The organism is Sneathiella litorea (assembly GCF_009882915.1).
GTDB lineage: Bacteria > Pseudomonadota > Alphaproteobacteria > Sneathiellales > Sneathiellaceae > Sneathiella > Sneathiella litorea.
The window spans coordinates 572,490-596,083 of sequence record NZ_WTUW01000002.1; the positions used below are offsets into that span (position 1 = coordinate 572,490).

Here is a 23,594-nt window from a genome sequence, read left to right on the forward strand (position 1 = left end):
CCTTATGCGTCAAGAAATTTCGTCTTTTTCACCGTAAGCAGGGCAATTTATGATAGTTCCAAAGGTCGGCAACACCACACTATTTTCGCGAAGTCCTGTGCTGGAGATATCAGTTTGTCATTCGGCGATAAAGCTCATTGATAGAAAGCACCTGCGTAAATATTATCCATACTGCAACCATAGCACGTATTCAGAGATAACGCTTAACAAAAAGCGACGCTGCATATTGGATCGTTGTATTATCCAGAAGCCTATTGCACCCGCGATCAGCTTCCAGCGGCGCGCCTGTCAGGTAATTCCACCGTTGATTTTCTCGCGGCAAAGTTAATATGACAGTATCGTTTAAGGGGAATTTTGAGTGTAAAACTAACGTGACGCTACCGTTATTTCACCCATATATCACTTCTTCAATGAGAGGCAGCCTTGAAACAAGTTTTTTACCTTCCGCTGCTGTCATCAGTGAAAGTACTGTTGAAGCCATATCCGCGTGGGTTGCGGACGGCGATATTACAGATGTGGAATAATTAGAAGCAGCATATCCTCCAGTTAGAGGATTGAGAAGATGGTTAGCGCTGGAAGTTGGGGAAAACGGGCTACCATAACCACCCGACGTCGCGAGCGCTTTGTTTGTCAAATTTACTGTGGATGAAATTGATTTTCCATCTTCCGGCGACAGGATGCCGACGCGCCACGGGCTTCCATCGGGCCTACGTCCCAACGCATAATTTTCACCAAGAGAAACCAGTACATTTTCAAAACCTGCCGACTTGAGTAATGCTGCGATGCGATCCGTAATATATCCTTGCGCAACACCGTTTAGCGTAATTGCCATTCCTGACTTTTCGAACTCTATCCGGCCTGTCATTAAATTGATCTTTGACGATCCCACGGTCTCAAGGACTGCCTGTATTTCAGAAGGTTTGGGGCCGGCTGGATCTGCATTTTCTCTTGAGAAATGATCGACGTATAATTTCCAGAGCGGCTGTACCGTCACATCAAACAATCCATGTGTTTGTTGTGAAAAGGACTTTGCCAGTGACAGGAGGTTTAAAAACTCGATATCGGGGTTATTTAGATAACCCTCCGCATTCAACCTGCAGATCGCAGAGTATGGCTTATATAGGCTGAAGATATTTTCCAACCGGGAGATTTCCCGCTGGCATCGATCCAGCTGTCCGCGCGCCCATTCAGGATCAAGATGGAATAACTGGATAGAGGCTTCCGCACCAAGTGCAGCGCCAGTCCAGTTTACTGCTTGCATCTCACCGTCCATCGCTAAGGCAGCGGCCGGCATTACCGGCAAAGCCCCCAGGGCGCTAGCCATGATTATAAAACGGCGGCGTGTGACTGTCGATTTTGAACGTTTCTGGGTCATTTCGGCAAACCTTCTCCTGGCCGTCTATCGGCAATATTGTCGCTGTTCTCACCTTCATCGGGCAACAGGGCGGTATTAGGAATTTCCTCGAATTTCATCACCTTTCCACCGTGTTTCACCGCAAAAGCCTGCGCGGCTTCGATCGTCCCGAAAGGGACGGTTTCCGGCATTCCCATGCCACCTCGCATCTCGCTGCCTACAACATAAAAGGCCGTCTCGGCTGCGATCCAAATACCATCTGGCTGCGGCTTTTCCCAACTTTCTGCGCGGGCCATGTCATGGACATAAATAGCGACGATACTTTGCCCCTCTCCCGGCAATCGCGTATAGGAAATCGCATCCCGAACCGCGGTGAACCAGAGCGGGGCATTGCGGCCTTTCTCGAAAACCTGTCCTTTCGGACCGTCATGTTCGGCGAGGATCATCCCGCAAAAAACACCAATTGCGTCATCGGTGAGCGCTTGTGGCGGCGGAACGACTTCCCCGTCGCTATCGCAGGCCCCGAGAAGAGCAATGCATATCACCGCGAGAGAAAATTTTTGGATCAACGTCATGACGACCTCCGTTGAAAAAGAACGCATGAAGCGGTCAATGGAATAAGGATCCAGGCGCAGAGAATGGTTATAAGGACGGGGGCAGGCACACCTTGATCTTCCCTCAGTCCAGCCATTCCCGAGAGGAGTGCCGTTTCCGCGTTGGTTGATAGATTAAACATACGATAGGCATCTGAGGGGCTTGCCAGCATAATCCATTTAACCGCATCGTCGCGGATTAAATCCACGGCGCTGGAGGAGAGAAATCCCAGCAGAGCCATATCGAACAATACAACGAATAGAAGCCAGAGCCCTATAGCCCCGGCGGCGGCTGTTCCGCGATCGCGCGTCATCGTGCTCAACAGTAATCCTAGTGCGAGAAAAACACCGCCCAGCAGGACTGAAGAAAACATAAGCTTCAAGAGAATGGGCCACGCTTGCTCCGCAAGGGGGATGTCTCCGTTTACAGCAATTGCCAAGGTAGCGCAGCCATATCCAACGATGATGGCAAAGGACAGAATAGATATTTGCCCGAGGAACTTGCCAAGCGCTATCGCCGGCTTAGAAATCGGATAGGCTAGTAGCAGGATAAGTGTCCCGCGCTCTTCTTCGCCGACAATGCTGTCATAGGACAGTAAAAGCGCAATGAGCGGAATGAAGAAAATGCCGAGAGAGGAAAGACTGACCACCGTCACTGCCATAGGACTGATATGAGTTGACCCGACGGGGGCGCTTCCCAGCAATGCAAGGATCAACGCAAAACCGGTCATGACAAGCGTCATAACTGCAATCCATTTATTCCGGTATCCGTCCCGGATTTCCTTTCCCGCGAGGACGAGAATATTATACATGGTTCCCACCCGAAGAAGGAGCGCTTGAGTAGGCATTAAAGATATGCTCCAGCGACGGATCGATCAGTTCAATGTCCGTGATAGTCGTCTCCATCGCCATCACTCTTCTCAATATTTCCTGCTTTTGTTCCGGCAGGCATCTCAATACGATTTCTTCCGTGGACGGATGCTCAACCGGCAATTCAGCCTCGAACATCGCGGCGATATTCCCACAGGTTCCCGGATCGGCATTGATTTTAAGATAGGAGCGCATGCCGATATGATGCCGCAGAAACGGGATCGACCCGTGAGCGACCATCCGGCCTTCACTAAGAATAGCAACGCGGTCGATCCGGTCATCCATTTCCGTCAACACATGAGACGAAATAAGGACGGCGGCGCCGTTTTTCTTTTCCTCATCAATAATTCTATAAATATTCTGCCGTGCAACAGGATCGAGGCCGGTGGTTGGTTCATCTAGTACCAGTAATTTCGGTTGACCCAGCAGCGCTTGCGCAATTCCGAGTCGCTGCCGCATGCCTTTTGAATAGGTGCCGACGCGCCGGTCTGCCGCGGCGCGCAAATCGATGCGATCAAAATATTCGTCGAGATTATTCGTCGGCAGTCCCTTTAGCCTCGCGTAGAAGGCAAGTGTCTCCCGACCCGTTAATGTCTTCTGGAATAGCACCTGCTCGGGCAGAAACCCTATACTGCAGCGGAGTTGATTAAAATTGCGGCTTGTAGGATCCTGATGTATAACCTTGATGGTCCCATGACTCGGCCTGAGAAGCCCGAGAATAATCTTTATGAGGGTTGTCTTGCCCGCGCCGTTGTGGCCGACAAGCGCCAGACACTGCCGGTTGGAAAGAGTCAGGGAAATATCCTCAAGGGCAATTTTATCGCGATATGATTTCCTCACTTGGAGTAAGTCAATTGCAGGGAAATTTTCCATTTTCATAACTTGCTCCCATCCGTCAGGCTTTTCGGGATAGCCATTAATGGTGCGCTGTCCACAACGCCGCCGGGATGGAGGGCCGGAAAATTGCCTTGTGCGTATTTCAGGATTTGCACAGCGGGGCTATTCAGGAGAAGCCGAGCGGAAGGGTACTGCCAGATAATGCGGTCAGTCAGGTCGTTGGGGCGGTATATACTGTCCGCCACCCCATTGCGGTCTAAATCCATAGCCACCTGATCGGACCAGTAGTTTCCGACGCCATCTCTGGACCATTCCAGCCATCTAGTACCAACGTACTTTACCTGATTCTGATTGTTTACGAAGGCATTTCGCGTCATTGTATTTTTCTCGGATCCCGCCGTAAAATGGATGCCGATGGCACAATCCGACAGCAGGTTTTCCTCAAAATAATTGTCATGGGAGTTATAGATGAAGATGCATTTCTCCGTTCCGCCACGGACAATATTCCGTTTCACAACTACCCGAACAGCGTAGTTGAACAACAGCCCTCTGTCCCGATCCTGCTCCGAGAGGTTATCTTCGACTACCAGATCGCTCGACGACATTATCGCGTAGCCGATATGGTTCCCATACGATCGGTTGCCGATGACCTCGCTGTTATTCGTGTACATATAGTGGATAGCGAACCGCAGATCGCGCATTGTGTTGTCTTTGAAAATATTCTGCTCGCTCGTCGTGACGAATATACCGTCGCGACCATAACGGATGTCATTCTTCTCAATGATCGCGCCCGGGGCGTTCCATATCTGAATACCGTTTCCTCTCTCGTTCATGCGCAAGTCCTGACGGCCGGAAATCTGGTTGCTAGTTACATGGACGTTTTGTGCGCCGGATACATAGATGCCGATCAGGTTATCCGTGACAACGTTATTTGCGACAATGGCGCCAGTAGCTTCCTTATCGAGAAAGATACCGCTATCCTGGGTTTCAAGGGAAAGGCCCGAGCCCGTTACGATCAGCCCGTCAAGACGTGTATCGGGCGCAGTGACATGAATAACGGAGCCTGAGGATATGCCGATAATCTTTGCCTTGCTATTGCCCAAAATAGTGAGGGGTTTAGTGATAACCAAAGGACCTTCATAGGTCCCCTCAGTCAGGACAAGCGTATCTCCTGGCGTTGCAGCGTCAATGGCTTGCTGAAGATTACCTGAAACGTGGACCTCGCGGGCCTCTGTAATAGATAATGGGAGGGAAGCGGTGGCAAACATGGCCACCGCAACCCAGATTTGCCAAAGAAAGTTTCTTTGGATGCACATTGTTTATGCCGGCTCTACAAACATGCGTCCGCGCATTTCCATATGCAATGCATGGCAGAACCACTGACAATAAAACCAGTGTACGCCCGGCATATCGGCCTTAAAAGTGACCGATGCCGTCTGTTGCGGACCGATTTCTATGGCAACTCCGTAGTTGGAGATCGTAAAGCCATGGGTAAGATCATCGACCTCATCAATGTTAGTAACGATGACCGTGACTTCATTGCCCTGTTTGACAGTGAATTTTTCCAGCGAGAATACCGGTGCGGTGGAATGCATATAGACCCGAACCTTGTTTCCATCTCGGATTACATCTTCCGCGTAGTCCAGATCCTCGATCCCATCGGCTTTCGCCTGCGCCTTGATGGCATCGAACATGGGATCTTCACGATTGTAAGTCTGGTCTGGATTGACGATGGAACGGTGTACAATGATACAGTCATGCGGTTCCGCAAATGTAGGGCCGTCATGGACAATTTTCATCTTTTTGCCCGAGATATCAATCAACTGATCGTTCTCCGGCTTCAGAGGACCGACATTGATGAACCTGTCCTTGGAGAATTTATTCAGGGAAACCAACCATTTGCCATCTGCCTGATTGGTTTCGCCCATGGACGTATGGTTATGGCCCGGTTGATATTGTACATCGAGTTTTTGGATAATCGGGTCGACTTTCTCGCCGGCGAACTTCCGAATGGCCTTGTCGATATTCCATTTGCAAATCTGGCTGTCGAGGAACAATGTCGTGTAGGCGTTACCTTTCCCGTCAAATGCAGTGTGAAGAGGGCCAAGGCCTAATTCAGGCTCCGCGACTACGACATCGCGAGGCTTGATCTTGTCCGCAAAGAGGTCGGGCAGCTTTGACATTTCGATGACAGATACGGTTGGTGACAGCTTGCCGTTGATCATCATATACTTGCCATCCGGCGAAGCATTCACACCATGCGGACTATTGGAAATCGGGATATAGCGGGTATACTTTGATCCTTTACGACCGTCCAATACGGGCACATCGCCTTCGTAGGTTTTAAAATCGCCAGCGGCAACACCCGCTTCAATGGCCTCTATATCGAAGACCACGGCCCAATCTTGTTCGTTCGCGGTCATCTCTGTTAGAGTGACACCTTCTTCAGAGTTGTAGCAACTGGAAATAGCGTATTTTCCCTGGTAATCCGCATCAACGTTGTCAAGGTTGCCGTTGACAATAACCTGCCAGGCGACCTCCATTTTCTCCCCGTCAATAGCCGAAAAAACGGCATGATATTTTGTCGGATCATCAAGTACTTTTCCATCATTCGGCAACGGCACACGATGTTCGTCATTTGCAAAGACATATTTGGTTTTTGGAAATCTTTGCGGGCGAAGACCATGGATACTCGCTGCATTGGGAACAGAAATTATCTTGTCCACTTTCATAATGTCGCAGCGGACGCGAGCCACGCGCGTGTTAGCCTTGTCATTCACCCAGATATACCGACCATCATAGGTCCCGTTCGTGAAGGACATATGGGGATGATGAGTGTCCCCGTTGCTTGGGAACCCACCCTTATCTTTCCAGAACTCTTTTTCTTTGGGAAGCATGTTTTCAGTGAGAATCTTGATGCTTTCATCCGTTTGTCCCCAACCCGTCGCACTACACCGATTGAAAACTGGAATTCGCATCAATTCCCGCATTGAAGGAACGCCCATGATACGAAGCTCGCCGGACTGTCCGCCGCTCCAGAAGCCATAATATTCATCCAGATCTCCCGGAGCGACTTCGCTCTTGGCGGTGGCAGCTTGCGCGGGTGAGAGAGGCATGAAAGTAGCCCCGCCCACGACGCCCAGACCAGCTGCGACAGCCGATCCTGTCATTAATGACCGGCGTGATACATTCGCGATTTTATCTGTGTTATCCGTCATTTTTCTCTTCCTTCTCCGGTTAAATTCCTTCGTGTTGGCGAGCGCCCCACGGATTCACTCATACTCCCTGGGTTGATTAAGCCGTCTTCCCCTGCGATAGGCAGGATCCTGATCGGCAACAGTGGTCTTGGCGGCAGGATCCGTCTTCCGGGCTTTGGCCAAGGCATGGATAACGACTGGGCAGACATCTTCGTCGTAGTAATTCACCTGACAATGCAGGCAGTAGAGACATTCATTTGGATTGATATTTCCGAGTGGATCAATGGCTTGGACCATGCATTCCTTGGCGCAGGTCTGACATGGATCTCCGCAGTTACGATAACGCTTTAACCAGTTGAACATGGCCAGCTTGCCGGGTATGGCGAGTGCCGCGCCGAGCGGGCAGAGATACCGACAGAAGAACCGCTCGATGAAAAGGCCCGCAAACAGCAGTGAAAAAACGAACAGCAAATATGGCCAGCCACGCATGAACCGGAGCACAATGGAGGTGCGGAAAGGTTCAATTTCTGAAAAGGTTTCCGCTAGATGCAAAGAGTAGATGGAAAGGCCTAGCAGCCCTAAGAAAATGATATATTTGATCGGCCATAGCCGTTCATGTAACCACCAGGGAACGGTAAACTGCTTGATGCCGACAAACCGCGCTATCTTATTGGTAAGCTCTTGCAGGGCGCCGAAGGGGCAGAGCCATCCGCAAAAAGCCCCGCGGCCCCAAAAAATCAGGGACACCGCAACGGAGCACCAAAGGATAAAAATCAAGGGTTCCATCAGGAAGAACTGCCATTGGAAATCTGTCAGCAGCGCGTTAACGAAAACGAACACATTAACGACGGACAGCTGCGCTTGGGCGTAGAAACCGATCCCGAACAATGTGAATGTCAGGAAGCCGATGCGGAACCAATCGATAACTTTCTTGCTGCGGACCACCTGATCCTGAACGAAGAAAAGAATAGTTAGAATCACAATCGCGGAAATAAGAATGATGATTTCGGGTATCTTCTGTTTCCAGATACGCTGCCACAAGGCGTTTGCGGCCGCTGTATCCTCGGCGTCCATTATTGCAGACTGCGTCATGGGCTGTGCAACAGCCACAACAGGCGCGGCCTCTGTATGAACAAAGATATCCGGAAGCTGGTAAATCAGTTCAAAGGCCACGAAAACTTTCTCAAGTGCACCAATGGCCCTTTGTACAAGAAGTTGAAGTTCCCAGGGGTCGGCGGGATTGAAAACGGCGCCCTTGGGAGTGCGGAATAAGGCCACCTCCTTGAAATCGGGCGCACCTTCAGCTTCAACGCGTCCAAGGTTCTTATACCCACGGTCCTTGAAGCGGAATGCCTCTTCGCCCTGAATGATCTGGATGCGGTCGAAGATACCGCCGCGAACATAGCCTGATCCGCGGAAAGAATAGCGCCCTGTCCCCATGACCAGAAATGCATTTTCTCCGGGTTTCAGCTTTTTCTTCAAGTTTTGATACTCGCGATCACCGAGGAGACTCTGGGCGATTGTCGGGATGGCGAGTGATGCGACGTAAAGGTCAATAAAGGTCTCATTGTCACCGCCGTTTTCCGGGCGTTCTATGGCCTTCGCGTTACCTTGAGCGACAAAGGCGTCATTAACATCCTTCAGGCTCAACCGCATCCGCCTTACGGAGCCATTCCCGACCAGCGTCTGCCAGTCGACTGTCGCCTCTTCGCCAATGATCAGTGATTTTTTTGGGGCCGCAACAGACACGTTATCCGCCAAACTACCAAGGCCGAGGGCTGCCGCCGCGCGGACCGCCGCTCTCTTGATACTGTCATCGATTACCATAATGGTGACGGTCGCGCCGGATACGATGTCGACGGGCGGCGGTTCGCCTCCTTTTTCCCTTGCAAGCTCCAAAATATCGGTGTTTTTGTAGCCCGCAATAAAATCGATAATCTTTTTCTCGGGGATGCCGGACAATATGATTGGTTCAGAATGATGCATCAGGCGGCCTGCGGCAATACGTCCCTCGGCCGTCATCGCAATCAAGATGTCGATAGGTTTTCCGGAATAGCCAACCGCACTCACAAAATCTGTATTTAGAAATGCGTAACCTGCAAGTTTTTTTCCCTGCAGGACTGGGACTATTGGCGTATTTTTGATGACATTGCCGTACCGTTCCGCGCCATCAAATAATTCTTCAGGCCGAATATCTATAAGATAGTTTGATAGCTTTCCAGCCTCGGCACCTATGGTAAGTTTTGCGCAAGGAAGCAGACTCAATATTCCGACGGCGGCTAATAAAAACACCGCTGAAAAACGTGGTAGTATTGAAACTAAATTTTTCATGCCGTCGTCAGTCCCAATAGCGTTATCCGGCGGAAAGCTAACTGTTCCGCCAACAGATGTAGTTTAGATACAATTCATATATACCCGTGGGGGCGTAACGGGTATTTGATCTAAAACAAGCTTCCGAGAGATTTTTTCACGTTTCGGCATGTATTTTGAGAAGATGCGGGCTGTATATCGCATCAGATTTGAAGATACACTGGTCTCAATTTGGCATAAAAAATGCTATAAACATTGTGATGTTTAATGCTTTTTTTTGATGTGGCTTAGTATAAATCACGAAGAAGTAATTCCAATCGGCAGATCCATCTGCGTTATATGTGAATAAGTGTTTCGGTAAATATCGAAAGGGATCTTTTTTTATGTCTTTGCTGGACGCTTCTCTAATAGCTGATGTCCCGCCTTTTCGCGGAATAAACCGGGAAAACCTCGTAGAACTGCTCTCGAAAGCAAAATCTGAACGATATGAAATTGGCAGGACAATATTTTGTCAGGGAGAGGAAGCGCACTCTTTTTTTCTGCTACTAGATGGGCATGTTCGTGTTATCAAGGTAACCCCAGAAGGTGACCAGGTTATCGCCCGGTATATTTCTAATGGCGAACTGTTTGGTATTGCTCACGCCTTGGGACTTGAACGCTATCCCGCCAATGCGGTGACTGCAGTTGATTGCGTGATGTTGTCTTGGCCCGGTAAATTGTGGGGAACTATTATTGAAAAATATCCGACATTTGCGACCAATACATACCAAACAGTGGGCTCCCGTCTTCAAGAGACACAGAACAAATTAGTGGAGATGGCTACCAAACGGGTTGAACAACGTGTCGCCAATGCCATTTTAAAACTCGCCAATCAGACCGGACGAAAGACCGACGAAGGTATATTGATTGATTTCCCGATTTCGCGTCAGAATATTTCTGAAATGACGGGTACGACGCTTCATACGGTTTCCAGGATTTTAAGCGCATGGGAAAATAAAGGAATAGTGAAGAGTGGCCGAAAGAAAATTACTGTGACTGAGGACCATCAGTTAGCGCTGTTAGCAGCAGGGGAACTATATAACTAGCGGTTAGAATGGTGCTGTCAGAAGAATGTGATCTCGTCTCTATTTGACGCAAATTGCCAGTAAGGCGTCCCTACTATGCCACGCTAAGTTACTGCCATTCGGCCAGTGCAGAATTTCCTTGAAGCTTGAATTCTTCTTGGTTCATAAGGTGACGTTGACTGTTGAAACGGTTATGGAATGATGATTGGACTGAGACGAATTTTTGTAAGCTTTGCATGCGCCTGAGTTTCAGCATCGTCTACTCTCGTCGCCGGAACGGGAATTGGGAGTTTTAACATCGATTATTCTACTAGTGGCTCCTTACAATCGCCAGCTCCCTACGGCCTCTCCTCCCACCAGTCCGGCCAGTTGACCTTCCACGGCGTCCGTGTTGCCTTAAGAACGATGCGCTGCTCCTCCCGGGTGAGGTGCCGCTCCCCGAGGCGTTCGAGGGCGGCCTCAACAATCCAGGGCTCCAACGCCATGCGGGCGGTGTCTCGATAGGCATCCAGCTTCCTGGCCATCCGCAAGGGTTCGAGGGCTGTGTTGACGCTCCCGGGCGAGACCAGATTTATAATCATCTCGGTGAGACCCGGATCATTAGCGGCCCGCAGCGCTTTCCCTTCCTCGATGACGGTCATGGCGGACTGGGCAGCCGATATATCCCTTTTTAGTCCGCGCTTGGCAAGCTGCAGCAGAAAGGCTTCCGCCGCCGTTACCTTTCGTTCGACCCCGTCCTCCCGGATCGTCACCAGCTGTCCCAGCACCGCCTCATAGGGAGCGTGCCTGTGACGCCCCCTCGGTCGCCCCTTTGGATTGCCGCTCTGACCCTTCTTAAATCGCGTCGCGACAGGCGGCTTCTTATACCCTGCCTTACTGTCGTCGCGACTTCCATCGTCAGTCACGCCTCCACTCCTTTCGGCCACCGCAGGCTATCCGGATCTCTTGTACAGCGCCGGATTTCCGAGATTTCGCTTTCAGTCAGCTTCTGACCCCCGCGACGCCGGCTCAACGCCGCCTGCACCGCCCAGGGCTCGAGCAACATTTGTGGCCGATCTGCCTTAATGTCCTGACGCCTGGGATCAAGAGCTGTAATTTCAAGCAGCAAAAGAGCCTCATCCGCATTGGCGGGATCTGTTGTTATCCTTTGCGTCACCGCTTGCGGAGATTTCCTCTGGTTTTCTGCCGCAAAGTATTTTTCACGTTTCGCAATCCATTTCAGCACCTCACGCTGCGCCGAACGGTTCCCCTCCAAGGCCAGTTGAAGCGTGTTTTGCTGCAGAGCTTCTTCCATGGTGATCTCACGCGGGTTCCCACCGCGCATAACCGTGAGGGTCTTGTCCAGGATCACTTCGACGGCAGACGTTTTGGAAGTGGTCGCCTTTGATTTCGGACGGCCCTTGAGGTTCCCGCTCTGGCCTTTCCTGAACCGTCCCGAGACGGGCGGATTACCTCTCGTTGGTTTATCCGTCATAGACCCTCTCTTTCTGCAAGGCGCGGCTCCCTGCCTGTAAGGGCGCACCACCGCTCGATGGCGACATCGACATAGGCCGGATCAATCTCGACACCGCGGAAGCGACGCCCTGCCCGTTCGGCGGCTATGAGGGTCGTGCCTGAGCCCAGAAAGATATCGAGGACGAGATCTCCATGACGGGTCACATCCTTGATCGCATCCGCCACCATTCCCGTCGGCTTGACCGTGGGATGCAGCGCCAGATCCTCGCGCCGGCTCCCCCGGAAGGAATTGACCGACGCATAATCCCAGACATTGGTTCGGTTGCGACCATGCTTGCCGAGCTCCACCATATTGAGATGCGCCGCCTCCCCGACCCGATAGACAAACACCAGTTCATGCTTCGAGCGGTAAAGCGAGCCCATGCCCGCATTGGACTTGTTCCAGATACAGAGATTGAGGAAGGCGCCATAGATATCATGGGCAACGGTTGTCACATCCTCCATATGCCGCCAGTCCATACAGACAAAGTGAACGGCGCCATCGCGGGAGACAATTTTGCAGGCGCCGAGTGTCTCTTTGAGGAAGGTGCGGAACTCTGTCTCACTCATCTCGCCCGACGCCATGGCGAACTCCCGATGCCGGTCGCTGGTATTGGCATGACCGCTGATCCGGACATTGTACGGTGGATCCAGAAAAGCCGCGTCGATCTGCGCCTCCTCCCCAACCACTCTTCTCAAGAAGGCGATATCCCGCCCGTCCCCGCAGCCGATACGGTGATCGCCCAGTATCCAGATATCCCCCACTTTGGTTCTGGGTGTTTCCGGAACGGCCGGGATGACTTCATCATCGGGATCCGCCGCCTCCTCCAGGATCACATCGATCTCGCCGGTCGAGAACCCGGTCAGCGTCACATCCAGATCGAGATCAATTGTAGTCAGCTCAGCAAGTTCCTGTTTCAGGATCTCGACATCCCAGCCGGCATTGAGCGCAATCTTGTTATCCGCCAGACGGAGGGCGCGTATCTGGACATCGCTGAGGCCTGTAAGCGTAATCACCGGCACCTCATTGAGACCCATCAGCTTCGCCGCGCGCAACCGCCCGTGTCCGGCAATCAGATTGCCTTGAGGATCAGCAAGGATCGGGTTGGTAAAACCGAACTCCTCGATCGAGGCTCTGATCTGCTCGATCTGCTTTTTTGAATGGGTGCGTGCATTCCGGGGATCCGGCACCAGGTCGCTTAACCGACGATAGGTCACGCTCAACGGGTTTTTATTGTCTGGCCCTTCATTCATCTCGTATATCCAACGACGTAATTACACCATATGTAGTATTTTATAGAAGAATCCAACGGCCGCCAACCTTTATAGCCCTCAACCGGGGAGAAAGACTGGACTTCGGTGCTGAAAGGAGCGTCACTGTTTCTATGCCCGTTTGCCGGGCTGTTGTCGGTAGGGACGGAATTTTTCTGCCCGATAACAGGAGGACAGACTTATGGCATCCCAAACGCCCAAGGCATCTACTAACACGCGTGAGAATGCAGACACTGCAGCGGCTCGCAAAGCCGCAGCATCTACACCCACCAAGCTTGATCGGATGATCACGCTTCTTCGCCAGAAGAAGGGCGCGTCTCTTGAGGAGCTTTGCACTGTTACCGGATGGCAGGCCCATTCGGTGCGGGGCGCGATTGCCGGCTCATTAAAGAAGAAAGGCCATGCGATAATATCGGAGAAGATCGACGGGGTCCGCCGCTACCGGATCGGAGAGGCGGAATGACGGGTGGTTCAGATCTTGAGAAAGAGATCAAATCACTGGAGACGCTTGGGTTACGCGAGCTGCGTAAATTGTGGGCCGTGCACTTCGGACCATCGCCCAAGCTGCGCTCCGAAGAGCTGCTCCGTCTGATGCTGGCCTGGCGTCTGCAGGCAGAAGCTTTGGGCGGGCTCACGCCTGAGACCCGCCGCCGTCTCTCCCGGCGCGGGGCCTTTGCGCCCGAAGGCCGCGCCCTCGGGGATGGGGCCATCCTGCGGCGCGACTGGCAGGGCCGGCAGATCGAGGTTGTGGTCAGGGCGGATGGCTTTCTCTGGGAGGGCAAGACATATCCGAGCCTCTCGGCAATCGCCCGCGCCGCGACCGGCACCCGCTGGAACGGACCGCGCTTTTTTGGATTGCGCGAGGGCGGACAATGAAGCCCCCTCCCCGACGCTGCGCCCTCTATACCCGCAAGAGCTCCGAGGAAGGACTTGATCAAAGTTTCAACAGCCTTGATGCCCAGCATGAGGCTTGTGAGGCCTATATCAAAAGCCAGGCAAATGAAGGCTGGCGGGCCCTACCCTGCCGCTATGATGACGGGGGCTATTCCGGTGGCAGCATGGAACGGCCGGGACTCCAGCAGTTGCTTGCCGATATCGCACTGGGAAAGATCGACATTGTCGTGGTTTACAAGATAGACCGGTTGACGCGTTCACTTGCCGACTTTGCCCGCATGGTGGAGCTGTTCGAAGAAAAGGACGTCAGCTTCGTCAGTGTCACGCAATCCTTTAATACCACCTCCAGCATGGGCCGGCTGACGCTCAATGTACTGCTCTCCTTTGCCCAGTTTGAACGGGAGGTCACCGGAGAGCGGATCCGCGATAAGATCGCTGCCTCCAAGAAGAAGGGCATGTGGATGGGGGGCAGCCCGCCGCTCGGCTATGATCTACCGGAGACCGGCTCTCATAGCTTGCGGGTGAATGACGCTGAAGCCGACATTATCCGCAGGATCTTTGAGAGATATCTGCGGCTCAAATCCGTTCATGCCCTGGTCAGAGAACTTGATTCACAGGATATCCGGTCAAAGGCCCGGGTGACGCTTAAAGGAAGAACCATCGGAGGCCAGCCCTTCAGCCGTGGGGCGCTTTATCATCTGCTGCGAAGCCGTGTCTATCTCGGAGAGGTTCCCCACAAGGATCAGTCTCATCCCGGCCTGCATGAGGCCATCATCGATACAGAGCTGTTCGAGGCGGTTCAGGCACAGCTGGATGAGAACAGCCGGCGTCGCAAGGCGACTGGAAAGAGCGTTGCAGGGTCGCCACTTGCGGGTCGCATCTTCGATACGAACGGGCAACCGATGTCTCCGACCTTCGCCTATGGGCGTCGTGGCAAGCTGTATCGCTATTATGTGTCCGCCCCCCTGCAGCGGGGGGCAAAGAAAGATCCGGGAGAGGCTGCACCCCGACGTGTCTCGGCAGCAAAGCTTGAAAGTCGGCTACTTGAAGCAATGCCCCGCCTTCTTGCCGAACTGCAGGTGGAACCGATTGAGCTTATAAGTCGCATCGAGATTCATGCAAGGCATATCGATATACTTCTACCTCTCAACCTTATCGGCAGGGTCAGGGAAAATCTTCATACCGGGGAACGGGCTGTGCCCGATCAGATGCAACCGGATCAGCTACGGCTGACCCTGCCCTGGCGGATGCAGACGCGGGGCGGAAGGACCGACATCCTTACCGGCGACAGAAACACGCCACAGCCGGATCCCTCCCTGATCAGAGCGCTCCGAAACGCCCATGCGATGCTGGGCCGGGATTCCGATAACGGACCTGCCCTGCAGGCAGCCCCCGCCTCTCCCTGGAAACGCAATCTGGTGCGGCTCGCTTTTTTAGCGCCCGATATCCAGCGCCTCATCCTCGACGGGCGACAGCCCGACCATCTGACACTGGCCTTTCTGATGAAGAACGAGATCCCGCTCCTCTGGTCCGATCAACGGCGCAAGTTCGGGATCAATACAGAAGATTGAGGTCAGATTAAACGCCTAACGGAAATTCCTTAATTCACCTGTTAACAGGCTTAAAACGCCCTGTTAATCGCAATAACAGGGCCTGTTATGGCCTAAAACCACCCTGTTATGGCGAATAACAGGAAAGTGACGAAACTGACCCGTAAGGCACTGTTTTTACAACGTAAAATATTTTAGCGTGCGCGAATAGGTGCTGATTATACCCTGTTAACAGGTGTTTTTATAAAAAATTCCCTGTTAATGGCCTGTTCTCGTGAAACTCACCCTACCATCAGACAGCCAGAGACTGGCGGGCAGATTGGGCCTGAAGAACCGTTATCTGACGGTCCGGAGACGATGCCAGGAAAGGGATTGGCGGCGAAATATCGCCCTGTTACGGGCGGTTACGCCGCCAGGCACAAACAGAGACAAATTGTACGGGGTGGGTGGCGGTGAGCGAGGGATTCGAACCCTCGATGGAGCTATTAACCCCATACTCCCTTAGCAGGGGAGCGCCTTCAGCCACTCGGCCAGCTCACCGGAGGCGGCAATATGGCAGATTTTGGCTATCTGTCAAAGGGTTTAGTTGCAATTTTTTTGTGTTTATTCGGATTGCCCTATTATCGGCCCATAATCCATTCACGCGCCATTTTCTGAGCCTTGGAAATTTCCTGTGCGGACATGTCGAGTGATATCTCTGAACGGATCTCACGAGCTTCCTTGACGCCGTTCATTGCCGCCAGGTTAAACCATTTATGTGCGGTCACCAGATCCTGCGGGACCCCATCGCCCGTCGAGAATAAAAGACCTGCCCGAAACTGTTCATCGGGAATACCGGCATCTGCACTTTTCAGATGCTTCTCTATATAGTTTACGTTGCGTTTTGCCATCTCAAAACCCCCATCTTCAACTGACTAGCTAGTCAAAAATTACTCTCTTAAGAAGAATTAGCTTTCTCTCAAGAAGCATGATGTAGGGGATTTGGTTAATATTTTGTTTCACCGGCGAGCTTTTTTAACCATGTTCATTAAAGCTTCACATTCGTGGAAGCTGGCCTTGACCAGCCGGCGAGCAAAAAAGAAAAAAGACAACTCTCCCTTAAGGATCAGCCTTTCGGGAAATCGAGGCCCATTTCGCGATAACGCTCCGGATCATCGAGCCATTTTTCACGAACCTTCACGAAAAGAAAAAGATGAACTCGACAACCAAGCATTTCTTCCAGATCTTCGCGGGCAAGCTCGCCCACTTTCTTGATCGTCTGCCCGCCTTTGCCGAGAACAATTGGCTTATGATTGGCGCGCGAGACAAAAACCACCTGCTGGATCCGGACTGAACCATCCTTGCGCTCTTCCCAGCTTTCTGTTTCCACGGTCAGGGAATAAGGTAGCTCCTGATTAAGACGCATGAAAAGTTTTTCGCGCGTTACCTCTGCCGCAAGCTGACGCATGGGCGCAATCGCAAGCTGGTCCTCAGGGTAGAGCCAAGGCCCGTGCGGCATTTCCCCGGCGAGAGTGGTCCGGAGGTTTGCCACTCCGTCCCCTGTCAGCGCGGAGATCATGTAAATTTCATCAAAAATCCCCCGCTCGGAGAGTGATTGTGCAAGAGCCAGCAGGCTATCCCGCTTAAGGATATCAATCTTGTTGAGAATGACGTGGGCACGACGCTCGTTTTTTTCCAATCTGGCAATGATACGTTCCACATCGGCGGTAATTCCCTTGACCGCATCAATTATCAGGACGATCCGGTCCGCATCTTCTGCCCCACCCCAGGCGGCATCAACCATTGCTTTTTCAAGCCGACGAGAGGGCTTGAAAATACCCGGCGTATCAACAAAGATGATCTGACTGTCCTCTTCGATCGCAATCGCAGTGACACGGGTGCGGGTTGTTTGCACCTTTGGCGTGACAATTGCGATTTTCGCTCCCACCAGCTGATTGAGCAAGGTCGATTTACCGGCATTTGGTGCACCGACCAGCGCCACATAGCCACAGCGCGTTGGTCCCTCACCTGTTTGTTGATCAGTCACTTTGAAGTTCCTTTAACATTTTAGCTGCCGCCTTTTGTTCCGCCGCACGTTTTGAGGATGCCGACCCGGTTGCTGGCGCATAATCCGGTATTTCCACCATCACTTTAAACCGACGGTCATGATCCGGCCCCGTTTCCTCGACCACTGAATAACACGGTAATGACCTTCCCGTCTTCGCCACCCATTCCTGAAGTGCCGATTTTGCATCCTTTTTTGACGCATCCTTGTGGTCAAATCGTGGCCACCACTTTGATTTTATAAACTTATGGGCCGCCCTGAACCCACCATCAAGATAAAGCGCGGCAATCACGGCTTCCATTACATCTTCGAGAATGGACGGATTTTCACGTCCCCCGGCAGCAGAAAGATCATCTGCCATTTGAATGTAGTCCTGAAGCCCCATTTTCAGGCCAATCTCGGCCAGCGTTTCACGGCGAACCTGCGCATTATAGCGGCGAGAAAGCTGCCCTGCCTCGGCCGTCTCAAACCTGCGAAAAAGTTCCTCACTTATAATCAGGCCAAGAACGCGATCACCCAGGAATTCCAGGCGATCGTAATCTTCCCCTTTCGCCTTACTTCCTTTCCCCTTGATCAGGGATGAATGTGTTACGGCGGCCTTCAGAAGGCTTATATCTTTGAACTCATGGTCCAGCAGGACCGCCAGTTCTTCGGGATTTTTTGCTTGGCCGGGCATCAGCTCAGTGAATTAAAAATCCGGTTCCAGCGAATAGCTGAAGGATATTTCCAGACTTCGTACCATTCGGCCGAACCGTCGAGCGACATGAAGATGATTTCCGCCCGTCCCACAAGGTTTTCCACAGGTATATAACCAACATGGTTCAAAAACCGGCTGTCCGTGGAATTGTCACGGTTATCGCCCATTGCAAAAACATGGTTTTCCGGCACCGAGTAGACATCCGTATTATCCATAATTCCCTGCACTGTTTCGTCCAATGTCACATAGGTCCGTCCACTCGGTAAGGTTTCGCGATACTGGGCGATACGTCGGACATTGCCAAAACGGTCCCGATCAACAAAATCCTCAACCCGCTCGCGCTTGACGGGCGTACCATTTATATGGAGAACGCCGTTGATCATCTGCAGCTTGTCACCCGGCAGACCCATAATCCGCTTGATATAATCTACCTGCTCCCCAATCGGCTTCTTGAAAACAGCAACATCGCCGCGTTCTGGAACCTCTCCAAATACACGCCCGGAAATAGGCGCGATACTGAAGGGGAAGGAATGCCGGCTGTAGCCATAGGAATACTTGGAAACAAACAGGTAATCTCCAATCATCAGGGTTGGCAACATGGATTCAGAAGGAATCTTGAATGGCTCATATGCAAAAGTCCGGATCACGACCGCAATCAGCACCGCATAAATTATTGTGCGGATAGTTTCCCCGATCCCGCCTTTAGCCTTTACCGCTTCTTCCTTCATTAAAAAAACTCTTCCAAAATATAACCGACAAAAAAACATTCAATTGCACGATCACGCCGTGCAGGCAACTGATTTCAACGCTTTTATCGCGATTGCCCCTATTCTTCTTCCGGGATCGCGGTGATAAGGACGATGGCCTGAGCCTGCGGTGGCTCATCGGTAATCGTCAAATGAATTTCCGTTCTCATGCCAGGTGGTGTTATGCGGATAAGTTGTTCAAGCGCCCCGCCCGTGAGTGCAATTGTCGGCTTTCCTGACGGCAGGTTGACAACGCCCATATCCTTCCAGAAGACGCCGCGGCGAAAGCCTGTGCCAAGCGCCTTGGAGCAGGCCTCCTTCGCGGCGTATCGTTTCGCATAGGATTCCACGCGGTTAAGCCGCCGTTCCGATTTAGCGATTTCAACTTCCGTATAGATCCGATTGATGAAACGTTCCCCGAACCGGTCCAGCGTTCTTTCAATCCGCCGGATGTCGATGATATCATTCCCAATGCCGATGATGCGGGACATACTCTTTGTCCTAACCTACGCAACAGCCTGACGGGCGTCGTCCATCAGCTTGCGCATCTTGGTAATGGCCGGTTCCAGCCCGGAAAAGATCGCCTCGCCGATCAGGAAATGACCGATATTCAACTCGACAATCGTCGGAATCGCGGCAATGGGAGCGACAGTGCCATATGTCAGGCCATGGCCTGCATGGCATTCAAGACCCAGTTCCTCCGCCAAAGCTGCCGCCTTCTGAATGCGCTCGAACTCGGCCTGCCGCTGCGCAGGATCCTCCATATCGCAATAAGCGCCGGTGTGAATCTCAATGATATCTGCACCAATATTTTTTGCCGCTTCAATCTGTTTCGGATCCGCCTCGATAAAAAGGGACACGCGGATATCCGCTCCCTTCAGGCTATCAACATAATGTTGCAGGGAATTATGTCCGCCTGCCACGTCAAGCCCGCCCTCAGTCGTTCGCTCTTCGCGCTTTTCCGGGACAAGACAGCTGGCATGTGGCTTGTGGCTAAGCGCAATTTCCAGCATCTCTTTAGTCGCCGCCATCTCAAAATTGAGTGGAATGGTAAGTTCATGCGCAAGTCGTGTTATATCGCCATCACTGATATGGCGACGATCCTCGCGCAGATGCGCCGTAATGCCGTCCGCCCCCGCGGCTTCCGCGATACGCGCGGCGCGCAATGGGTCGGGATGAACACCGCCGCGCGCGTTGCGGATTGTCGCCACATGATCAATATTGACGCCTAGTCTTAAATGTTTCATTTCTCCGTCACTCCCAGATTCTTGCGTCTCGCTATCCGCTTGTTTACCTTTCGAGCTTGCGCTTTAAGGATCAATTGCAACCTTTTCTCCTGAAATCTACGGATCAAGGCCTGCAAGGGATAGAAAAAAATGATCCATACAAATATGGAAATCGGCAGGAAGGAAACCAGCATAGGATGAATAACTTCATAGAATATATGCGAAACCTGTGCCCATTGACCCGCCCAGACACCCTCAAAAAACATTTTAAAGCTGGCATCTGAAAGTTCCGCATTCCCGGGCGCATCCCCTAAAATCCATCGCCCAGTCTGATAAAGCATTGTCCAGATAAAGGGGAAGGTCCAGGGGTTTCCAACCGCTGTACCCAAAACGGACGCCAGAATGCTTGCACGGAAGATCCAAGCCAATAGGCCGCTTAGGACAAAATGCAAGCCGATAAAGGGCGTACAGGATACGGCGGCTCCAAAGGCAAACCCGGCAGCGAGACTATATGGTGAGCCTTTCAGCCTCGCAAGCCGGTAGCCGACATATTTTGACGAGCGCCGAAAACCGATTGCCGGCCAAACAAAATCAGCCAGTTGCTTTATTCTTGTTGTTTTATGGCGGCGGCGAAACATTCGGGCAACACTCTTTGTAGGACTACTTGAGGTTCCGGCTGCCCGGTTTTACCGCCGGCGTCGCGGCAAGATTCGGCGGCAACTTATCAGGCTCATAGGTCTTTACTTCCATCTGCAACAGCGAAATCAGGGGCACGCCAACATCGGCGCTTCCGTTGGAACGGTCAATCAAGCAAGTCGCCCCGACAACCTCTCCCCCCGCTGCCCGAATTGCCGCGATGCATTCGCGGCTGGACTTACCTGTCGTTACAATGTCCTCGGACATGATAACCCGTGCGCCCGGCTTAATCTCAAACCCGCGGCGCAATGTGAATTCGCCATTTTCCCGCTCTGTAAAAATACCGGGAACGTCGAGTTGACGGGCGAGTTCATATCCTACGATAATACCGCCCATGGCCGGCGCCACCACGATATCCACTGCGTTTTCACCGATAGTCCCGCTTACCTTGTCCGCCAGTGCCCGACACAATGCCGCAGCCCGGTCCGGATACATTAACACCTTCGCGCATTGCAGATAACGATCGGAATGCAGGCCGGAGCTTAACAGGAAATGGCCTTCCAGCAAGGCGTTGGTCTCCCGGAAATGGGACAGGATTTCATCCTCTTTCATACTCACCTCTTCTTTTTTCGGTACAGCTTCGCTACCCGGCTGACCTCTCGACAGAACTTATCACAGGATCAGCCCGCAACGCCGCGATAATATTAGTCAGGTGACGCACATCCCTGACCTGGATATCGATCAGCATCTCGAAAAAGTCCTGACTTCGATTGACGATTGATAAGTTATTTATGTTGCCGCTGTTAGACGCAATTGTCGAGGTAACCCCGGATAGTGCGCCGGGCTCATTCGCCATAATAATAGATATACGGCCAACGGGAAGTGAAACTTGTTCGCTGTCCGCTTCCCAGGAGACATCAAGCCAGCGCTCAGGGACATCCGCAAACTGTTCCAGCGTATCACAATCAATGGTATGGATTGTAACCCCGCGCCCCGTACTGACGATCCCGACGATACGATCTCCCGGCAGTGGATGACAACAGCCAGCAAGATGCATGGCCATACCGGGAATCAAACCACGAATTGGAATTGAGTGATTTTTCTTGCGGTCAGATTTGCGTTTGGCTTTGTTAAGAGGTACGACATTATCATCGTCTGCCTTACGGCTCTCGCCGGGGAAAATAACATCAATCAGTTGCCTGCCAGTGCGCGAGCCGTCACCAAGCATGTAATAAACATCATCAACATTTTCTTGATTCCAGACCTTAACAGCTGTCTGTAAAGCCTTCTCTGCAAATCGTTTTCCTTCAACACGAAATGCTTTTTCCGCAATCGCTTTGCCAAGCTCGATATACTGGCCGCGCTGCTTTATCCGGGTAAACCGGCGAATGGCAGAACGGGCTTTGCCGCTGACAACAAAGCTTTCCCAGGTTGGCGAAGGAGTCTGGTTCTTGGATCGCAAAATCTCGACCTGATCCCCGTTCCGAAGCGATGTCCTGAGCGGTGCCTGGCGGCTGTTGATTTTGGCGCCAACACAGGTATTGCCAACGTCCGTATGAACCGCATAGGCAAAATCAACGGGGCTGCTTCCCTGCGGCAGGGAGATAAGATCCCCCTTGGGCGTGAAGCAGAAAACCTGATCCTGGAACATGCTGAGTTTCGTATGCTCCAGAAACTCATCGGGATCGACTGTGTTTTCCAGAATTTCCAGCAGCTCGCGAAGCCAGCGATACTGTTTCCCCTCTCTCACATTCTGCAGGTTTTCCTTGTATTGCCAATGCGCGGCAACACCATATTCGTTGGTCTGGTGCATTTCTCTTGTGCGGATTTGCACCTCGATCCGCTGCTTTTCCGGACCGATTATTGTTGTATGAAGGGATCGGTAGTTATTGCGCTTCGGGATTGAAATATAGTCCTTGAAGCGGCCCGGAACCATGGAATATTTAGCGTGTAAAACGCCAAGAGCATGATAGCACTCCTCAATATTACTCACGATGATACGAAACGCAATTATGTCCGCTAGTTGCTCGAAGGAAACATTGTTTTTCTCCATCTTGCGCCAGATCGAGTAAAACCGCTTTTCCCGTCCATAGATTTCCGCCTCGATACCGGCGTCCCTAACATCTTTTTTCAGCGTCACCACGATCTGCTCGACCAGGTCCTCCCCTTCCGCGCGCAGATATTCCAACCGCCGCTTGATCGAGTTACGGGCTTCGCTATTAAGCTCGATAAAGGCAAGATCCTCGAGGTCATCCCGAAAACTCTGCATACCGATCCGCTCGGCCAGCGGCGCATAGATCTCCATTGTTTCGGTGGCTATGCGCTTGCGTTTATCAGGATTCTTGATGAAGTGCAGCGTTCGCATATTATGCAGCCGGTCCGCCAGTTTGACCAGGAGCACACGAATATCGTTGGACATCGCCAGAAGCAACTTGCGAAAATTCTCGCCCTGCTTGGTTTTGTCGGACTGCAGCTCGATTTGCGAGAGCTTGGTTACACCATCGACGAGCCCGGCAATTTCGCTTCCGAATATCTCCTCGATCTGCTCCTTCGTGGCGACAGTATCCTCAATCGTATCATGCAGGAGCGCCGTCACAATAGTCGCAGTATCCAGCTTCAGTTCCGTCAGGATACCGGCGACTTCAATTGGATGGGAAAAATAGGGATCGCCCGACGCACGCACCTGGCTGCCATGGGCTTTTACCGTAAAAATATATGCCCGGTTGAGCAAATCCTCATCTGCTTGAGGATCATAACTTAAAACACGATCAACGAGTTCAACCTGACGAAGCATCAGCACTTACAAGACG

Annotated in this window: 23 protein-coding genes and 1 tRNA gene; 4 read left to right on the forward strand and 20 right to left on the reverse strand. The window is 52.0% G+C overall.

The window, feature by feature from the left end:
• Nucleotides 1-388 precede the first annotated feature (388 nt).
• Genes GQE98_RS08975 through GQE98_RS09005 form a run of 7 tightly spaced genes read right to left on the reverse strand, consistent with a single transcriptional unit; the run spans nucleotide 389 to nucleotide 9,182 of the window.
• Nucleotides 389-1,375: an FAD:protein FMN transferase gene (locus tag GQE98_RS08975; RefSeq protein ID WP_161315315.1), complete on the reverse strand. Its 987-nt coding sequence runs from the start codon at nucleotides 1,373-1,375 to the stop codon at nucleotides 389-391.
• Entirely contained in the window at nucleotides 1,372-1,929 is a 558-nt protein-coding gene (locus GQE98_RS08980; RefSeq protein ID WP_161315316.1) for a nitrous oxide reductase accessory protein NosL, read from the reverse strand. The genes GQE98_RS08975 and GQE98_RS08980 overlap by 4 nt, the downstream gene beginning before the upstream one ends.
• Nucleotides 1,926-2,759, reverse strand: a complete 834-nt coding sequence (locus tag GQE98_RS08985) for an ABC transporter permease subunit (RefSeq protein ID WP_161315317.1) — start codon at nucleotides 2,757-2,759, stop codon at nucleotides 1,926-1,928. The genes GQE98_RS08980 and GQE98_RS08985 overlap by 4 nt, the downstream gene beginning before the upstream one ends.
• Complete coding sequence (locus tag GQE98_RS08990) at nucleotides 2,752-3,696, reverse strand: ABC transporter ATP-binding protein (RefSeq protein ID WP_161315318.1); 945 nt, start codon at nucleotides 3,694-3,696, stop codon at nucleotides 2,752-2,754. The genes GQE98_RS08985 and GQE98_RS08990 overlap by 8 nt, the downstream gene beginning before the upstream one ends.
• Entirely contained in the window at nucleotides 3,693-4,970 is a 1,278-nt protein-coding gene (locus GQE98_RS08995; RefSeq protein WP_202526186.1) for a nitrous oxide reductase family maturation protein NosD, read from the reverse strand. Before GQE98_RS08995 ends, GQE98_RS08990 begins: the two co-directional genes overlap by 4 nt.
• A gap of 3 nt (nucleotides 4,971-4,973) precedes the next feature.
• Nucleotides 4,974-6,872 carry a TAT-dependent nitrous-oxide reductase gene (nosZ, locus tag GQE98_RS09000; protein ID WP_161315319.1) on the reverse strand — a complete coding sequence of 633 codons (1,899 nt, stop codon included), beginning with the start codon at nucleotides 6,870-6,872 and terminating at the stop codon, nucleotides 4,974-4,976.
• 54 nt (nucleotides 6,873-6,926) lie between these two features.
• Entirely contained in the window at nucleotides 6,927-9,182 is a 2,256-nt protein-coding gene (locus GQE98_RS09005; RefSeq protein ID WP_161315320.1) for a NosR/NirI family protein, read from the reverse strand.
• Nucleotides 9,183-9,544: 362 nt separating this feature from the next.
• Here GQE98_RS09005 and GQE98_RS09010 point away from each other — a divergent pair, with 362 nt between their 5' ends.
• Nucleotides 9,545-10,246 (forward strand): Crp/Fnr family transcriptional regulator, encoded by a 702-nt coding sequence (locus GQE98_RS09010; protein WP_161315321.1) that lies wholly within the window; start codon nucleotides 9,545-9,547, stop codon nucleotides 10,244-10,246.
• Between the two features lie 317 nt (nucleotides 10,247-10,563).
• On the opposite strand, the gene GQE98_RS09015 is transcribed toward GQE98_RS09010, so the two are convergent.
• The 3 genes from GQE98_RS09015 to GQE98_RS09025 are packed head-to-tail and all read right to left on the reverse strand — an operon-like array spanning nucleotide 10,564 to nucleotide 12,973.
• Complete coding sequence (locus GQE98_RS09015; RefSeq protein WP_161315322.1) at nucleotides 10,564-11,130, reverse strand: DUF5681 domain-containing protein; 567 nt, start codon at nucleotides 11,128-11,130, stop codon at nucleotides 10,564-10,566.
• The gene (locus tag GQE98_RS09020) at nucleotides 11,127-11,699 is read right to left on the reverse strand and encodes a DUF5681 domain-containing protein (RefSeq protein ID WP_161315323.1); all 573 of its coding nucleotides are present in this window, start codon (nucleotides 11,697-11,699) and stop codon (nucleotides 11,127-11,129) included. Before GQE98_RS09020 ends, GQE98_RS09015 begins: the two co-directional genes overlap by 4 nt.
• On the reverse strand, nucleotides 11,696-12,973 hold the full coding sequence (locus GQE98_RS09025) for a site-specific DNA-methyltransferase (protein WP_161315324.1): 1,278 nt from the start codon (nucleotides 12,971-12,973) through the stop codon (nucleotides 11,696-11,698). Before GQE98_RS09025 ends, GQE98_RS09020 begins: the two co-directional genes overlap by 4 nt.
• Nucleotides 12,974-13,172: 199 nt before the next feature.
• Between GQE98_RS09025 and GQE98_RS09030 the strand changes: the two genes are divergently transcribed.
• Genes GQE98_RS09030 through GQE98_RS09040 form a run of 3 tightly spaced genes read left to right on the forward strand, consistent with a single transcriptional unit; the run spans nucleotide 13,173 to nucleotide 15,456 of the window.
• Complete coding sequence (locus tag GQE98_RS09030) at nucleotides 13,173-13,454, forward strand: DUF3489 domain-containing protein (protein ID WP_161315325.1); 282 nt, start codon at nucleotides 13,173-13,175, stop codon at nucleotides 13,452-13,454.
• On the forward strand, nucleotides 13,451-13,867 hold the full coding sequence (locus GQE98_RS09035; protein ID WP_246157284.1) for a DUF2924 domain-containing protein: 417 nt from the start codon (nucleotides 13,451-13,453) through the stop codon (nucleotides 13,865-13,867). The genes GQE98_RS09030 and GQE98_RS09035 overlap by 4 nt, the downstream gene beginning before the upstream one ends.
• Complete coding sequence (locus GQE98_RS09040) at nucleotides 13,864-15,456, forward strand: recombinase family protein (RefSeq protein WP_161315327.1); 1,593 nt, start codon at nucleotides 13,864-13,866, stop codon at nucleotides 15,454-15,456. The genes GQE98_RS09035 and GQE98_RS09040 overlap by 4 nt, the downstream gene beginning before the upstream one ends.
• A gap of 426 nt (nucleotides 15,457-15,882) precedes the next feature.
• Here GQE98_RS09040 and GQE98_RS09045 read toward each other — a convergent pair.
• The 10 genes from GQE98_RS09045 to GQE98_RS09090 all read right to left on the reverse strand — a co-directional run bounded on the left by GQE98_RS09045 (nucleotide 15,883) and on the right by GQE98_RS09090 (nucleotide 23,578).
• A tRNA-Ser gene (locus GQE98_RS09045) sits at nucleotides 15,883-15,975 on the reverse strand.
• Between the two features lie 80 nt (nucleotides 15,976-16,055).
• Complete coding sequence (locus GQE98_RS09050) at nucleotides 16,056-16,325, reverse strand: sel1 repeat family protein (protein ID WP_161315328.1); 270 nt, start codon at nucleotides 16,323-16,325, stop codon at nucleotides 16,056-16,058.
• Nucleotides 16,326-16,540: 215 nt separating this feature from the next.
• A complete protein-coding gene (gene era, locus GQE98_RS09055; RefSeq protein WP_161315329.1) occupies nucleotides 16,541-17,461 on the reverse strand; it encodes a GTPase Era in 921 nt (306 codons plus the stop codon).
• Complete coding sequence (gene rnc, locus GQE98_RS09060) at nucleotides 17,454-18,155, reverse strand: ribonuclease III (protein WP_161315330.1); 702 nt, start codon at nucleotides 18,153-18,155, stop codon at nucleotides 17,454-17,456. The genes era and rnc overlap by 8 nt, the downstream gene beginning before the upstream one ends.
• Nucleotides 18,155-18,904 (reverse strand): signal peptidase I, encoded by a 750-nt coding sequence (gene lepB, locus GQE98_RS09065; RefSeq protein ID WP_161315331.1) that lies wholly within the window; start codon nucleotides 18,902-18,904, stop codon nucleotides 18,155-18,157. The genes rnc and lepB overlap by 1 nt, the downstream gene beginning before the upstream one ends.
• Nucleotides 18,905-19,002: 98 nt before the next feature.
• On the reverse strand, nucleotides 19,003-19,413 hold the full coding sequence (gene acpS, locus GQE98_RS09070; protein WP_161315332.1) for a holo-ACP synthase: 411 nt from the start codon (nucleotides 19,411-19,413) through the stop codon (nucleotides 19,003-19,005).
• A gap of 15 nt (nucleotides 19,414-19,428) precedes the next feature.
• Nucleotides 19,429-20,169 (reverse strand): pyridoxine 5'-phosphate synthase, encoded by a 741-nt coding sequence (locus GQE98_RS09075; protein WP_161315333.1) that lies wholly within the window; start codon nucleotides 20,167-20,169, stop codon nucleotides 19,429-19,431.
• Nucleotides 20,166-20,786: a DUF2062 domain-containing protein gene (locus tag GQE98_RS09080; protein ID WP_161315334.1), complete on the reverse strand. Its 621-nt coding sequence runs from the start codon at nucleotides 20,784-20,786 to the stop codon at nucleotides 20,166-20,168. Before GQE98_RS09080 ends, GQE98_RS09075 begins: the two co-directional genes overlap by 4 nt.
• A 22-nt stretch (nucleotides 20,787-20,808) precedes the next feature.
• Nucleotides 20,809-21,396 carry an orotate phosphoribosyltransferase gene (gene pyrE, locus GQE98_RS09085; RefSeq protein WP_161315335.1) on the reverse strand — a complete coding sequence of 196 codons (588 nt, stop codon included), beginning with the start codon at nucleotides 21,394-21,396 and terminating at the stop codon, nucleotides 20,809-20,811.
• Between the two features lie 31 nt (nucleotides 21,397-21,427).
• Nucleotides 21,428-23,578, reverse strand: coding sequence for a RelA/SpoT family protein (locus GQE98_RS09090; RefSeq protein ID WP_161315336.1), 2,151 nt, complete (start codon nucleotides 23,576-23,578; stop codon nucleotides 21,428-21,430).
• Between the last annotated feature and the right edge of the window lie 16 nt (nucleotides 23,579-23,594).